General features: G+C 59.9%; 16 protein-coding genes and 2 pseudogenes. 5 read left to right on the top strand and 13 right to left on the bottom strand.

Translation table 11 applies throughout. The annotated features are described in order from the left end of the window. Nucleotides 1-89: 89 nt before the first annotated feature. Nucleotides 90-350 carry a DUF2171 domain-containing protein gene (locus NW75_RS12335; RefSeq protein WP_010407407.1) on the bottom strand — a complete coding sequence of 87 codons (261 nt, stop codon included), beginning with the start codon at nucleotides 348-350 and terminating at the stop codon, nucleotides 90-92. A 71-nt stretch (nucleotides 351-421) separates the two neighbouring features. Between NW75_RS12335 and NW75_RS12340 the strand changes: the two genes are divergently transcribed. The 4 genes from NW75_RS12340 to NW75_RS12355 all read left to right on the top strand — a co-directional run bounded on the left by NW75_RS12340 (nucleotide 422) and on the right by NW75_RS12355 (nucleotide 2,347). After that, the gene (locus NW75_RS12340) at nucleotides 422-733 is read left to right on the top strand and encodes a hypothetical protein (protein WP_033965526.1); all 312 of its coding nucleotides are present in this window, start codon (nucleotides 422-424) and stop codon (nucleotides 731-733) included. Next, the gene (locus NW75_RS12345; RefSeq protein WP_033965527.1) at nucleotides 730-930 is read left to right on the top strand and encodes a hypothetical protein; all 201 of its coding nucleotides are present in this window, start codon (nucleotides 730-732) and stop codon (nucleotides 928-930) included. Before NW75_RS12340 ends, NW75_RS12345 begins: the two co-directional genes overlap by 4 nt. 64 nt (nucleotides 931-994) lie before the next feature. Next, entirely contained in the window at nucleotides 995-2,059 is a 1,065-nt protein-coding gene (locus NW75_RS12350; protein WP_033965528.1) for a ribonucleotide-diphosphate reductase subunit beta, read from the top strand. A 3-nt stretch (nucleotides 2,060-2,062) separates the two neighbouring features. After that, nucleotides 2,063-2,347 (top strand): BrnT family toxin, encoded by a 285-nt coding sequence (locus NW75_RS12355; RefSeq protein ID WP_033965529.1) that lies wholly within the window; start codon nucleotides 2,063-2,065, stop codon nucleotides 2,345-2,347. 470 nt (nucleotides 2,348-2,817) lie between these two features. On the opposite strand, the pseudogene NW75_RS23800 reads toward NW75_RS12355, so the two are convergent. The 12 genes and pseudogenes from NW75_RS23800 to NW75_RS12420 form a co-directional block, all read right to left on the bottom strand. Beyond that, nucleotides 2,818-3,880, bottom strand: a pseudogene (locus tag NW75_RS23800) (IS630 family transposase). Nucleotides 3,881-3,968: 88 nt separating this feature from the next. Beyond that, a complete protein-coding gene (locus tag NW75_RS12370; RefSeq protein WP_033965547.1) occupies nucleotides 3,969-4,262 on the bottom strand; it encodes a hypothetical protein in 294 nt (97 codons plus the stop codon). Nucleotides 4,263-4,785: 523 nt separating this feature from the next. Beyond that, nucleotides 4,786-5,229: a DUF411 domain-containing protein gene (locus NW75_RS23805; RefSeq protein WP_081988751.1), complete on the bottom strand. Its 444-nt coding sequence runs from the start codon at nucleotides 5,227-5,229 to the stop codon at nucleotides 4,786-4,788. A gap of 39 nt (nucleotides 5,230-5,268) precedes the next feature. Continuing rightward, on the bottom strand, nucleotides 5,269-5,640 hold the full coding sequence (locus NW75_RS12380; protein WP_010405520.1) for a DUF305 domain-containing protein: 372 nt from the start codon (nucleotides 5,638-5,640) through the stop codon (nucleotides 5,269-5,271). Between the two features lie 96 nt (nucleotides 5,641-5,736). Then, on the bottom strand, nucleotides 5,737-6,183 hold the full coding sequence (locus NW75_RS12385; protein ID WP_081988752.1) for a DUF305 domain-containing protein: 447 nt from the start codon (nucleotides 6,181-6,183) through the stop codon (nucleotides 5,737-5,739). Between the two features lie 46 nt (nucleotides 6,184-6,229). Next, the gene (locus NW75_RS12390) at nucleotides 6,230-6,907 is read right to left on the bottom strand and encodes a PepSY domain-containing protein (protein ID WP_171010615.1); all 678 of its coding nucleotides are present in this window, start codon (nucleotides 6,905-6,907) and stop codon (nucleotides 6,230-6,232) included. Nucleotides 6,908-6,945: 38 nt separating this feature from the next. Then, the gene (locus tag NW75_RS12395) at nucleotides 6,946-8,220 is read right to left on the bottom strand and encodes a copper resistance protein B (protein WP_033965532.1); all 1,275 of its coding nucleotides are present in this window, start codon (nucleotides 8,218-8,220) and stop codon (nucleotides 6,946-6,948) included. Beyond that, nucleotides 8,217-10,147, bottom strand: a pseudogene (locus tag NW75_RS12400) (copper resistance system multicopper oxidase). The gene NW75_RS12395 and the pseudogene NW75_RS12400 overlap by 4 nt, the downstream one beginning before the upstream one ends. Nucleotides 10,148-10,242: 95 nt before the next feature. After that, nucleotides 10,243-10,815 carry an RNA polymerase sigma factor gene (locus tag NW75_RS12405; protein ID WP_010405508.1) on the bottom strand — a complete coding sequence of 191 codons (573 nt, stop codon included), beginning with the start codon at nucleotides 10,813-10,815 and terminating at the stop codon, nucleotides 10,243-10,245. Then, nucleotides 10,812-11,249 (bottom strand): periplasmic heavy metal sensor, encoded by a 438-nt coding sequence (locus tag NW75_RS12410; RefSeq protein ID WP_010405505.1) that lies wholly within the window; start codon nucleotides 11,247-11,249, stop codon nucleotides 10,812-10,814. The genes NW75_RS12405 and NW75_RS12410 overlap by 4 nt, the downstream gene beginning before the upstream one ends. Continuing rightward, nucleotides 11,246-11,503 (bottom strand): hypothetical protein, encoded by a 258-nt coding sequence (locus NW75_RS12415; protein WP_231565178.1) that lies wholly within the window; start codon nucleotides 11,501-11,503, stop codon nucleotides 11,246-11,248. The genes NW75_RS12410 and NW75_RS12415 overlap by 4 nt, the downstream gene beginning before the upstream one ends. A 166-nt stretch (nucleotides 11,504-11,669) precedes the next feature. Next, nucleotides 11,670-12,221 carry a c-type cytochrome gene (locus NW75_RS12420; RefSeq protein WP_010405503.1) on the bottom strand — a complete coding sequence of 184 codons (552 nt, stop codon included), beginning with the start codon at nucleotides 12,219-12,221 and terminating at the stop codon, nucleotides 11,670-11,672. Between the two features lie 266 nt (nucleotides 12,222-12,487). Between NW75_RS12420 and copC the strand changes: the two genes are divergently transcribed. After that, entirely contained in the window at nucleotides 12,488-12,868 is a 381-nt protein-coding gene (gene copC / locus NW75_RS12425) for a copper homeostasis periplasmic binding protein CopC (RefSeq protein ID WP_010405500.1), read from the top strand. Nucleotides 12,869-12,881: the final 13 nt, after the last annotated feature.

Genomic DNA, 12,881 nt, shown 5'->3' on the forward strand with positions numbered 1-12,881 from the left:
AAGGGCGCGCCGACCGCGGTCGACGCACCCTCACCCTTCCGGCCCTTCGGGCCTCCCTCCCTCTCCCAAAGGGAGAGGGAGAAATGACCTTACTTCTCTTCTTCGAACGTCACGGCGACGTCGGCGTTCGCGCTCAGGCGTACGACACCATTCTCGACATCGGCGACCAGGCCGAGCGAGATGAAGTGGTGGTGCCCTTCATGGGCGCTATGCCCTTCGTTGATCAGCGCGCCCGAATCCTTCTTGGTCAGCTTGATGCGGCCGCCCTGGACGTGGTCGACCGTGCCGACATGGACGCCGTCGGCGCCGATGACTTCGGCATGTTCCTTGATCTGCGATGCGTCGACCATTTGGGTAGCTCCTTCGTTACGGTTGCGTGTTCCAAACGCATGCCTAGCGCTTTGGATGCACGGAGGCTTGTATGATCCGATCATCACGCGCACGCACTTTTTCCATCCTCGCCGCCCCGCTGCTGCTCGCCGCCTGCGCGCATCAGGTGGCGAGTGCCGTGCAGCACACGCCCGATACGCCGGGCTTCCTGCTGGGCGTGTGGCATGGCTTCATCTTCCCGGTCGCCTGGGTGTTGTCGCTGTTTATGCCCGAGGTCGCGATCTACGCCGTGCCCAATCAGGGCGGCTGGTATGATTTCGGCTATTTCATCGGCGTGGTGTTCTTGGGCGTCGGCGCGAACCGCTCGCGCACCGTCTATATCGAGCGGCGGATCCGCCGGTGACCGCGTCGATCGCCATCATGTATGCCGTCTCGGCACTGTTCACTGCGATCGGCCTTGCGCTGCTGCTCGCGCTGCTGCGCCCGGCGAGCGAGAGCAAGGTCTATGCCTACCGCATGATCGGCACGATGGGCCTGGCGCTCGGTGCCGCGCTCGCCATGTCGGCGACCGCGATGTGGCGTTGGAGTCTGGCGGCGTGAACGCATTCCCTTTTCGAATTTCAAAGCTGTAACCCCTCAAAATCGAACGTACCGGAGTACCCCAATGTCCCTCACCGAAGCCCGCAAGCAATATAAGCCGTTCGAATACCCCTGGGCGTTCGATTTCTGGAAGCGCCAGCAGCAAATCCACTGGATGCCCGAGGAAGTGCCGTTGGGCGAGGATTGCCGCGACTGGGCGCAGAAGCTCAGCGACCATGAGCGCAACCTGCTGACGCAGATCTTCCGCTTCTTCACCCAGGCCGATGTCGAGGTGCAGGATTGCTATCACGAGAAATACGGCCGCATCTTCAAGCCGACCGAGATCAAGATGATGCTGGCGGCGTTCAGCAACATGGAGACGGTGCACATCGCCGCCTACAGCCATTTGCTCGACACGATCGGTATGCCCGAGAGCGAATATGGCGCCTTCCTCGAATATAGCGAGATGAAGGACAAGCATGATTACCTGCAGACCTTCGGCGTCGATTCGGACGAGGACATCGCCAAGACGCTCGCCATGTTCGGCGGCTTTACCGAGGGTCTACAGCTCTTCGCCAGCTTCGCCATGCTGATGAACTTCCCGCGCTTCAACAAGATGAAGGGTATGGGGCAAATCGTCACCTGGTCGATCCGCGACGAATCGCTGCATTGCGAGGGCATCATCAAGCTGTTCCACACCTTCACCAAGGAGCGCGACTGCCTGACCAAGTCGGTGCGCAGCGACATTATGGACATGTGCCAGCACACCGTGCGGCTGGAGGACAGCTTCATCGACCTCGCCTTCGAAATGGGCCCGGTCAACGGCATGACGCCCAAGGAAATCAAGAAGTACATCCGCTACATCGCCGATTGGCGGCTGGGGCAATTGGGCATGAAGCCGATCTACATGATCGACGAACACCCCCTCCCCTGGCTCGCGCCGATGCTCAACGGGGTGGAACACGCCAACTTTTTCGAACAGCGCGCCACCGAATATTCCAAGGCCGCGACGCGCGGCAATTGGAACGAAGTGTGGGACGGCTTCGACAAGCGCCAGAAGGCGAAGGTCGGGGTGGGTGCTGCCGTGGCGAATGAGGATGCGGGCGAGGGCGGGGATATGTTCTCGCGCGCTGGGGTTGCGGCGGAATAGTCTATGGCGGCGATCGAGTATGATCCGGTGAAAGACGATGAAAACCGGCGCAAACACGGTCTGCCGCTCGCCCTGGCCGAGCTCCTTTTCCACGGCCCGTTCGTCGAGGAGGTGGATGATCGCTACCCTTACGGTGAAACCCGTATCGTAGCGATCGGTCCGATCGCCGCTGCTGGCGATCGGATCTTCGTCGTAGTATATACGTGGCGTGACAACATCAGGCGGATCATCAACGTCAGGAAAGCCAATGACCGGGAAGTCCGAAAATACCGTTCGGGTATCGCATGAGGAAGCGCTCGCCGCTGCCAAAGCTTGGGCAACGCCGGAGAATTTGGCTCGGCTCGACTCGTTCACCGATTCAGACATCGCTGCTCAGATCTCGGCCAATCCCGACGCAGCCCCTGAACTAAGCGACGAATGGTTCGAGAACGCACGGCTGGTGATACCGCTTAAATCCCGCAAACACGCCGCGTAAGCGAGGAGATGCCGGGTGGCGGGTGATCGGTTCTGCAGGAGGTGCTGGCCCATCACCTGTCGATTATACACCTCTTGGCGAACACCTTCGCAGAAAGTGAGCCTCCGCGATGACGAATGAGATATCCAATGCAGATCGGGCAGCGTTTGCCTTGGCTGCCATAACCGATTTCATCGCCAAGACGGGTGTCGACACAGCGCGCGATGCCATATCAGACCTGATTGTGGACTTGCTGCACCTCGCGAGAGGAAGAGGATTAAACGCTCATACCAACCTGCATTGATCACGACCCACGCGCCCATTTGCGGCGTCCGATTGTCATGATGCGCCATGGCTGATCAACCAGCCTGTTCCAAGCCTCGCAGCAAAGGTCGATGATGTTGTCGTGGGATGTGAAGATGCGGTTGGATAGCCAGTTATCGCGCATGAACTGCCAGATATTTTCTACCGGGTTGAGTTCGGGGCATTTGGGCGGCAGCGGAACGATGCTGATATTATCAGGTACTTCCAGTTTCCCGGTCATGTGCCATCCGGCTTGATCCATCAGCAACACGCCATGGCGCCCGGCTCGATAGCAAGCGATATCTCCGCCAGATGCAGCGACATGGTCTGGGTATTGCAGAATGGGAGAACCAGGCCAGCGCCCTTGCCAAGTTCGGGGCAGATGGCACCGAAGATGTAGGCCGATTTCGTTCGTTGGTCCTTGGGTGCCGAGGGCCGCGTGCCGCGCCTGGCCCAGCGGCGGGTGATCTTGTTTTTCTGGCCGATCCGGGCTTCGTCCTGAAACCAGACCTCTATCGCCGTGCCGCGCGGAAGGGCGACCTTGATCTTTGCCAGCTCGGCTGCAAAGCCCCCTTTTTAAAGTCCTCCATCGCATATTCATTCTGCGCATGGTGACGCGGGCGCGCCGTCAGTTTGACATAGCCCAGCTTCTTCAACTCCCGTCCCACGGTCGTTTCCGTCAGGGACACCCCGAACTCATCATGGAGCCACCGCGTCAGGTCGATCAGTCTCCAACGCACAACTCCATGGATCGCCGGGATCGGACCGCTTTCAACGATCTCCGCAAGAGCCTGGCGCTGGGCATCGCTCAACAAAGGGGGCTTGCCCGGTGCCTTACCATTAAGGAGCCCGTCAGGACCTCTATCATTGAACCGCACGACCCAGTCCCGCACGATCTGCAACGTCACTCCGCCGATACGCGCCGCATCGCTGCGGCTCCCGCCATCATAAATTTCCGCCAAAGCCAGAAGCCGACGGCCCTGGTTCGCGCTCTTGGTCACGCGCGCCAGTCGCCTCAAGCTCGCGGCGTCAAAGTCGTTCCGCATTCCGATCGCTGCACCCATGGCCATGCCCTCCAATCGACAGCCATAGAGTCAGAGTTTCGCCGCTTTGGGAATCCCCCCCGTGAGTCAGTATCATCGGAGGTTGGTATTAGCCGGCCGAAGGGGTCGACGAAGGCTGTGCCATGCTGTGCATCTGCTTCATGCAATCAGCAGCGTCTGTGCTGCTCATCTTCATCATGTCGCAGTCGCAAGTCGCCACTTGCGTGGCATCAGGCACCCAGACGCGCCGCTGGGCCGGTCCCGTGGCACGCGGGCCATATTGCGGGACCGACTTCCACTCATAGTGGCCGGACTGTTGGCTGTGGTTGGGCTGGCCGGCGAATGCGGCGCCAGGTGCGGCAAGGGCTACGCCGAGCAGGGCATAGAAAACACGGTTTTTCATGACTGTAATCCTTTGGCAAAACATCGTGGTAGCCGCAGATCAGACGGGATGTTTGGGTGCGCAAAGGCGCAACGATCCTGTCAGCCTGACGGCCGGTTTCGATCAGCCAAGGAGAGTCGGTGGTTCCGGTTCGGGCGTAAGGTCACTGCCGCGTAGGACCGTGGTGGTCGGCCAGAAGGCCAAGATTGGATTCGCCTCGCGAGCCGCAAGCGCTGGCGAGTCATTGCGAACGGCCATGGGAACTACGCACCCCATCGCGGCTATGCAGGCAAGGGTCATGCCCTTGCAGGGCTTCTGCGCAGGCTGTTGTTGCTGCGCCATCATCTTCATGCAGTCCTCGGACATGCTTGAAGCGGCCATACTCGACATCGCCACCGGCGCGGACACTGCAGGCGGGCCGGACGCAAAGGCGGCTTCCTGGCCGAGCAGACCGATCAGGGCTCCAAGCAGGAGAAAGAGATGAAGCGCACATTTCACAGACGTAACCGGATACACCACTCATGATCCAGGGACAACGCGATACTCATCCGCCGTGGCGTGCAAAGATGGTTTCGCGTTCCGCGCCAAAGGCAATGACATTGAAGGGTTGGGCGGACTGTCCGGGAACTTCCATGCCGGGTGATCCGACAGGCATACCAATTACGGCGAGACCGCTCACACCACGCGGACGCAACGCAAGAACGCGCTTCATGTCCGCGATGGGGACGTGTCCCTCGAAAACCATGCCATCGACGATCGCTGTGTGACACGATGATAGCCGAGCCGGTACGCCGTGTACCCGCTGAAAGGCGGGTCGCCCCCGATCGTCGATCATGTTCACGCGTCGCCCGAATTGTTGACGGACCTGGGCCGCCCATTGCTCGCAGCAATCACAGCCGGGATCCCGGTGAACGACGATCGGCTCAGCAGCAATGCTGACGACGGAGAGTGACGCGCCGAGCGCAGCAAGTACGATTTTGAGTTTCATATCAACCTTCAATGGTTCCCGCGGGACGGGGAAAATCTCCTACTGCGCCCGCTTGCCGTGGGCTTTTAGCCAGCCCTCGAGTTCGCCGACCTCACGGGTCTGCTCGGCGACGGCTTTGTTGGCCATCATCCGAACCTTTGAATCTTTGGTCTCTCGCAAAACGATGCGCGACATCGCGATCGCGCCGCGATGATGCTCGACCATCTTGCGCACCCAGGTTTCGGTGGCATCCGCGCCCATCGCGGACGTCATCTTCTGGTGCATTTCCATCTCAGCCGACGGGTAGGGGTTAGCAGGGGTCGGCTTCATCATTTGACCCATGTCCATCTTGGAATGGTCCATGCCCTGCATTTGCGCGATACCGGGCGTGGCCAACAATCCGACGATCATGACGGCGATTATTTTCTTCATAATATTCTCCTCATCGTCCCCGCACTGTTAATACGCGCGAGCGTGCTTTTCCCCCCCGCGAAACGCAGACATTTCCAGGAATTAGGGATCAGGCTGCTATTTACGGGCCAAAATTGCCTTCATCTCGTCGATCTCGCGCCGTTGAGATACCTCGATGCCGCTGCAGAGACGAACGACTTCCGGATCTTTGAGAGATGCCTCACGACACATAAGGATCGCCCCCGAATGGTGGGGGATCATCGACCGCAAGAACGCGGTATCGCCGATCGTCGTTTGCGTCCGGATGAGCGCGAACGATCCAGCAAATATCGCGACAGAGCCGATCAAAAGGGCGGCGTTCGCGGTTTTCGATGGAAACATATGCCCCATTGCGAGGATCATCAACACCACCATGGGTGCGACCATCATCAGTGTCATGTAGACCATGTTGAGGTTATTGTAGAAGCTTCCCAGACTATCGATCATGACGAACATCACCAAATACATGATAATGCCGCCGACGAGGGTCTGCAGCGCGAGGCTGGTATAAGCGTTCTTCATCATCGGTCGTCTCCTTCGGCCCCCCGCCCAAGAATCCCCCCATGGTCGTTCAACTCTTGCGGCGCCGCTTTCGCGGCCAGCGGAAATACAAAAGAGCAGAACCCGCGATCGCGAGCGCAAGCCCCCCACCGGCAAATCCAATCAGCCAGGGCGTGTTGAAATCTTCGTGGTTCTTCCAATCCATGATGTGGAGGCCCCAGAAGAAGTCATAGAGACGCCAAGTGCCGTTCCTGACGGCAACGATCCGACCGCTATTTTGCGCAATATAGACGCGGGTCGAATCCTGATCTGGAAAGTCGATCCGCCATGCCGGAAGCACGCCCTTATATTCGGTGCTCGCGGACGTAACGGCACGGACGCTCGGCGACGCCGACTTCCCACGATATGCTCGCACCGCCACCGTGCGCGCCATGGCGGCGTTGACGGGCGGAATGGCCGACGCCGTTTCTGCGTCGTGTATCTGCACCGAGCCGTCAGCCATCTCTACCTCAGCGACCTCGCGCCCAGCGAGCATACGGTACCGCACCTCGCGGACAGGTGCGGCCACCTGGCGCAGAACGATATCGAGCGGCGCCCGGGCACGGCCCTGATCGAGCGTCGCCAGCGATGCGCGATCTACGATATGTTCACCGCGAACCCGATCGATGGGCAACACACTCATGATCAGGCCGCTCGCAAACCACAGCAATAACTGGACGCCGATGATCAGGGCCAGCCAGCGGTGCACCCGGCTAACCCCGACATGGAGGCGAAGCCGGTTGCTCCTCAGAACCAGGTCCGCACGCCAATGACAAAGCTTGTCGCCTTGACACCTTCGCCATCAGCTCGCGCATAATCCGCGGTCTTGCCCAGCTTGCGATCGTAGGAGACGCCAATATAGGGCGCAAATTCGCGTCTGACTTCGTAGCGCAGACGCAGCCCAAACTCGGCGTTCGATATACCCGCGCCGATGCGGGTTTCCGGGACGTCCTGGGCTGATAGATTCAATTCGACCCGGGGCTGAAGGATCAAACGTTGCGTAATGCGCTGATCGTAATAGCCCTCGATCCGCCCCAGGACCTCGCCCTTGTTCGACAGGAACAAGGCTGCCTCCGTTTCGAACCAGTAAGGCGCGACTCCTTCGATCCCGACTGTAGCGTAGGTGCGCGAGGGATTGGGTTTGAAATCATATCGGACACCAGCCTGCAGGTTCCAGTATGGATCGAGCGCGCGGCTGTAGAGCGCCTGAATCTCCGCAGTTTCCATAAAGGTGCCGTTACGACCGCCTAGGACGCCCTCGCCTTCTGACTTGATTGTCAACCGATCGAGATCCTTGCCGAACCACGCTTCGCCATCCCAGCGATAACCGTCCCGACCATTCCGGACCTGATATTCCGCCAGATTGAACAGGATCATCGAGGAGGTGCTGGCGCCATGCTCGTTGTGCAGCATGGACCGTGAATCGACCATCGCACCGTTCTGATAGATCCGATCGGCATAATGATCGCTTGGTGCTGCCGGTGCCGGTGCATTGCCCGGTGCAAGGCTCGTGCCCCCTGCCCCATGACCGGCCATCTGCCCGTCCATCGACATGCCGGGCATGGACGACATGTCATGCTCCATTGGCTGACCGCCTCCACCAGCAGGCATATTCATACCGGGCATATCGTGGTTCATGGCGCCACCCGCCGTGTCCGGCATTGTCATGCCAGGCATGCTCGACATGTCATGTCCTGCATGGGGATCGGGCTTCGGAGACGCCTTGCTTCCTACCGTTCCCGACATATCCATTCCGGGCATGGCGCCCATTCCCGACATGTCATGGGCGGCCGCTTTAAGTTTCGCGACGGGCGCCCCGCGCTTTGCTGAAGTTGGTTTAGCAGCCGGTTTGGCGGCCGTTTTGCGCTTAACGGGAGTCGCGGGTTTGGCTGCCGGCTTTTTCTTCGGAGGTGCTTTGGCCGCAGGCATGTTCATGCCCGGCATATTCTGCATCGATTGCGCGTTAGCCGGAGCCGCGAGGGCAAGCGGCGCTACGCTGATGAGGAGAAGCAATGCCTTCATGCTGCGTCTCCCCGAGGCCGGACAGAGACGACGCGCATCATCCCGGCATGCATGTGATAAAGCATATGGCAGTGGAAGGCCCAGTCGCCGATCGCGTTGGCGGTGACGTCAAAACTCACTTTGCCGCCCGGCGCGACGTTGACCGTATGCTTGCGCGGCGAATATTCGCCATGCCCGGTAACCAACTCGAAAAAAAATGTCCGTGAAGATGGATCGGATGCGACATCATCGTGTCGTTCACCAGCGTCACACGCACCCGTTCGTTTTCCAGGAATGGAATCGGCTCGCGCTTGTCGCTCATCTTCACGCCGTCGAACGACCACATATAGCGTTCCATATTGCCGGTCAGGTGGATTTCCATCGCCCGATCAGGCGCTCGCACGTCGGGGTTGCGATCCACCGCCATGAGGTCGCGATAGACCAGGACGCGGTGTCCGACATCTTCCAGGCCCTGCCCGGGCTCTCCGGTGCGATCCATCGGCATAGGTGAAATCGTCTGGACGCCAGGCCCCATCTTGACCTGCGGGGCTTTGCTGCCGTCGCGCATATTCATGCCGCCCATCCCGCCCATCGCCATGCCTGCCATAGCGTCGCCGGCCGGGGCGCCCATTCCAGGCATGCTCGCCATCGAGCCGCCGGGTGTCTTGTCCGTTGTCGGCATGGATGCGCCGGAGCCCATGTCCATGCCCGCCATGCCACCAGCAGCGGCGCCGCCTGTCGGCATGTCATGACCCATTGCTGCATGGTCCATGCCGGCCATCGTAGAACCGCCGGAAGCGTCCATGCCTTGCATGCCGCCCATGTCCATCTCGCCCATGCCCATATCCTTCATATCGGCAAGGGGACGTTTGCGAAGCGCGGGCACCTGGGCTGCCATGCCTTCGCGCGGGGCCAGAGTTGCGCGCGCCATGCCAGACCGATCAACAGATTCGCCGATCAGAGTGTAGGCACGGTCATCAGTCGGGGTGACGATGATGTCGTAGGTTTCCGCCACCGCAATTTGGAACTCGTCGACCTCCACCGGCCGCACGTCTAGACCATCGGCCTGAACGACCGTGAGCTTGAGTCCTGGAATCCGGACATTGAACGTCGTCATCGCCGAGGCGTTGACAAAACGTAGTCGAACTCGCTCGCCGGGCCGGAAAAGCGCTGTCCAATTGTCCTGGGGACCATGGCCGTTGACGAGATAGGTGTAGGTTGAACCTGTGACATCAGAGACGTCCGTGGGGTCCATCCGCATTTTGCCCCAGTCGAGACGATCCTTGAGCGGTTGATCTTCTTTTGCCATCAGGCCAGCCAGCGTCTGGCGCTGATAGTTGAAATAGCCCCCGCCCACCTGCTTGAGCTTTCTGAAAATCGCGTGCGGATGCATCTGGCTATGGTCGGACAGCACGATCACATGCTCGCGATCCGACTTGATCGGATCTTCGCCTGCCGGATCGATCACGATCGGCCCGTAATGGCCCATCTGCTCCTGCAAACCCGAATGGCTATGATACCAATAGGTGCCCGCCTGGACGATCGGAAACTCATAGACGAAGGTCGATTTTGGTTTGATGCCGGGGAAGCTGATTCCCGGTACGCCATCGAACTGGAACGGTACCAGTAACCCGTGCCAGTGGATCGAACTGTCTTCTTCAAGATCGTTGATCACCGACAGGCGCACCGTTTGCCCTTGGCGCAACCGGATCAAAGGCGCCGGCACGGTTCCGTTGATGCCGATCGCATGGCTTGCGCGACCATCGATCATCATCATTTGATGGGCGATCTTGAGGGAAATATCGTTGCCGGTAACGGTCGGGAGCGGCTTCACAATACCCGCCGAGACGGGTTGAGCCCATGCCGGCATCCAGGCCGACAATGCCAGGCCACCGCCGGTCAGCGCGGCACCGCGGAACAGATCGCGGCGGTTCAATACCGGGGGCATATAATCTCCTTGTTCATTGTTCAGCACCCTCTTGTCCACAGCGAGGCTCGAGCGCGGTATCTCTCTCATCCTTACGCACGAGCGCGGCGCACCCCTCAAATGTCGGCCAAGATTTCAGCAAGTCGGACGCGAGCGCGGTACAGCCGCGTCTCGACAGCCTTCCCGCTGATCGAAAGTGCCAACGCAGCTTCCGATTGGTTCAACCCTTCGACGGTGCGGAGCAGCAGAACCTCTCGCAACGAAGATGGCAAGGCAGCGATCGCAGTCGAGAGTTTTTCGAGTTCCATCTTCGAAGCTGCGCTGGCATGAGCCGAAGGTGCGTCGTCTGGGACCTGTTCAATTTCGTCGTCGGACGTGGCGGCACTGAAGATGAAGAGCTGACGCACTCTTTGGCGACGGCGCCAATCACGGCATTTGTTGATCGCGATCCGCGACAGCCAAGCGCGCAGCGGTCGGGCACCATCATATTTCCGCAAATGGCTGAACGCCGAAACGAAGCAATCCTGGGTAAGGTCAAGCGCCTCTTCCGCATTGCCTACGAGTCCGCGGACCAGCCGGAATATCGCGGATTGATGCCGGTGCATGATCTCTGCGAATGCCGCTTGCCGGCCACCGAGCGTCAGCGCGGCAAGTTCACCATCGGAGCACGACTGGAGCTCCAGACTCACCGCGCATCGTCGGTAAGCGCATGTACTACCGCCTGGTCGAAGGTCTTGGCCTGATCCGGACGTAAGATCTGGCGCATGGCGAAGATATGGCCGAGCGTCTCCTTTTGGAGCTGACCCATTGCCTGATGCGACTGATCGACGGCCGCAGCGACACCCGGACCGTTGCCATGTTCAGTTTCGATGGCATCGGCAAGCCGTGCATTGTCGGCTCTCAGTTCGAGTTCCAGCGCCCGTCGGCGCACGGCAAACCGCTGCTCAAGCAACTCGATCTGAGCCTTCTGACGATCGTCCAGGTCGAGCTTGCTGTGCAATACGTCATGCAGTTCGACGCCGCCAGCCACAGGATGTGGCAGGAAATGACGGCCCAGAAACACGCCCGCGACGGCTGCGACAAAGGCGACAATCGCGACCAGAACGAGCAGCCGCGGCTTCATCGCGGACCTGCGAGCAACGTGGAGGGAGCAAGCGGATTGGATGGCCCAAAAGGCGAGAGCGTAACGGAGGCCTCGACTGGCGTCGTAACCCCGTTGCTGGCAACACCCAGCAGCACTGCGCCAAAGGCGGCGACCGCGCCAAGCCTCAACTGGGAGCCCGCCGAAACCTGCGTCCTGGCGGCAATGCGCCTGAACACTGCCTCTTCAAGACCGGCCAGACCGGGATGCCCCGGTTCGTTGCGTAAGCGGCTCAAGAGCCCATCCAAGTCTACATTCATCTCAAATTCCTATTTCTTCAATCCATCCGACGCGCTGGCGCAAGACCCGTCTTTTCCACCTCCGCTATCAGCCCGTTCGTCAAAAGCGCCCCTCGGTTTTCGGGGGGCTGAACGACGACCTTCAAGGCACGGTGCCACATAGTTACGGCATCGTCTTTGTCATGCCAGGCATATCCTTCATCATCGCATCGTGATCTTCAGGCGCACTGGAAATCACCGCCTGATATTGCGCAGGACTCATCTTCGGCATCTGCCGCACGAAAGCCACCATGTCCCAGATCAGCTCGTCGCTATGGGTTTTGCCCCAGGCCGGCATCGCTGTGAGCTTGACCCCATGCTTGATGATCCAGAACTGCTCCTTTGCCGATCTCTGCGGCTCACGGAAAAGCTCGGGAGCCCTGGGATAGAGGCCCTGGCTGATCTCGGACTTCTCAAGGCCCGGCGCGAGATGGCAGCCGCTGCACATCTCGGTATAGAGCCCCGCTCCGCTCTGCAGACGTTTCACATCCATCAGGTTTGCCGGGACGCTGATGTCGCGAGACCTTACCGCGATCGAGCGATCACGGAATTGCTCCACGAGCCAATAGACTGGTTTGCTGTGGGGGGCATCAGCGCCAATATCGTAAGCGCCGACATACACGACGATGCCGGCGAGCGCGCCACCGGCCAGCGCCGCCGCCGCGACGAAGCCCACGCTCGGAAAATGTCTCCGGAGCCATGCTTTCCTTGAATCTTCCATCGCGTCCTCCCCAGCAGAAAGTCTTTGGACGATCGATGATTTCACACCCCATCCAATTGATCATACGCGCGGCGCGCCTTCACCCCTCAACCCTACGCCGATCCCGCGCGCCGGCCGGTTTCCATACAACCGCCGAAGAAATTTCGCGGGTTTGATGAGGGGTTGCACTCTGCGGTGCGTAAATCGCTGTGTCGGCAGTATCGCCGCCTATGGAGAAATCGATGTTTCGTAAAACAGCTTTTGCCGTCGCCATGGCGGCTTCTGTCTTTGCCGCTACCGCCGTCCAGGCTCACCCCAAACTGAGCAGTGCCACGCCAGCCGCCGACACCGTCGTCGTCGCCCCGACGAAGATCCAGCTCGTCTTTTCCGAAGCGCTTGTCGCGCAGTTCTCCGGAATCGACCTGACGATGACCGAAATGCCCGGCATGAAGATGGGGCCGATGAAAATGAACGGCGTCAAGGCAACGCTGGCTCCCGACGGCAAGACACTCGTTGCCACGCTCGCCAAGCCGCTGACAGCTGGAACGTACAAGCTCGATTATCATGTCGTCTCGACCGACACCCATCGCATCCAGGGCGGATACACGTTCAAGGTCAAGTAAGACCATGCCGGAC

Origin of the sequence: Sphingomonas sp. Ant H11 (assembly GCF_000797515.1) — a bacterium.
GTDB lineage: Bacteria > Pseudomonadota > Alphaproteobacteria > Sphingomonadales > Sphingomonadaceae > Sphingomonas.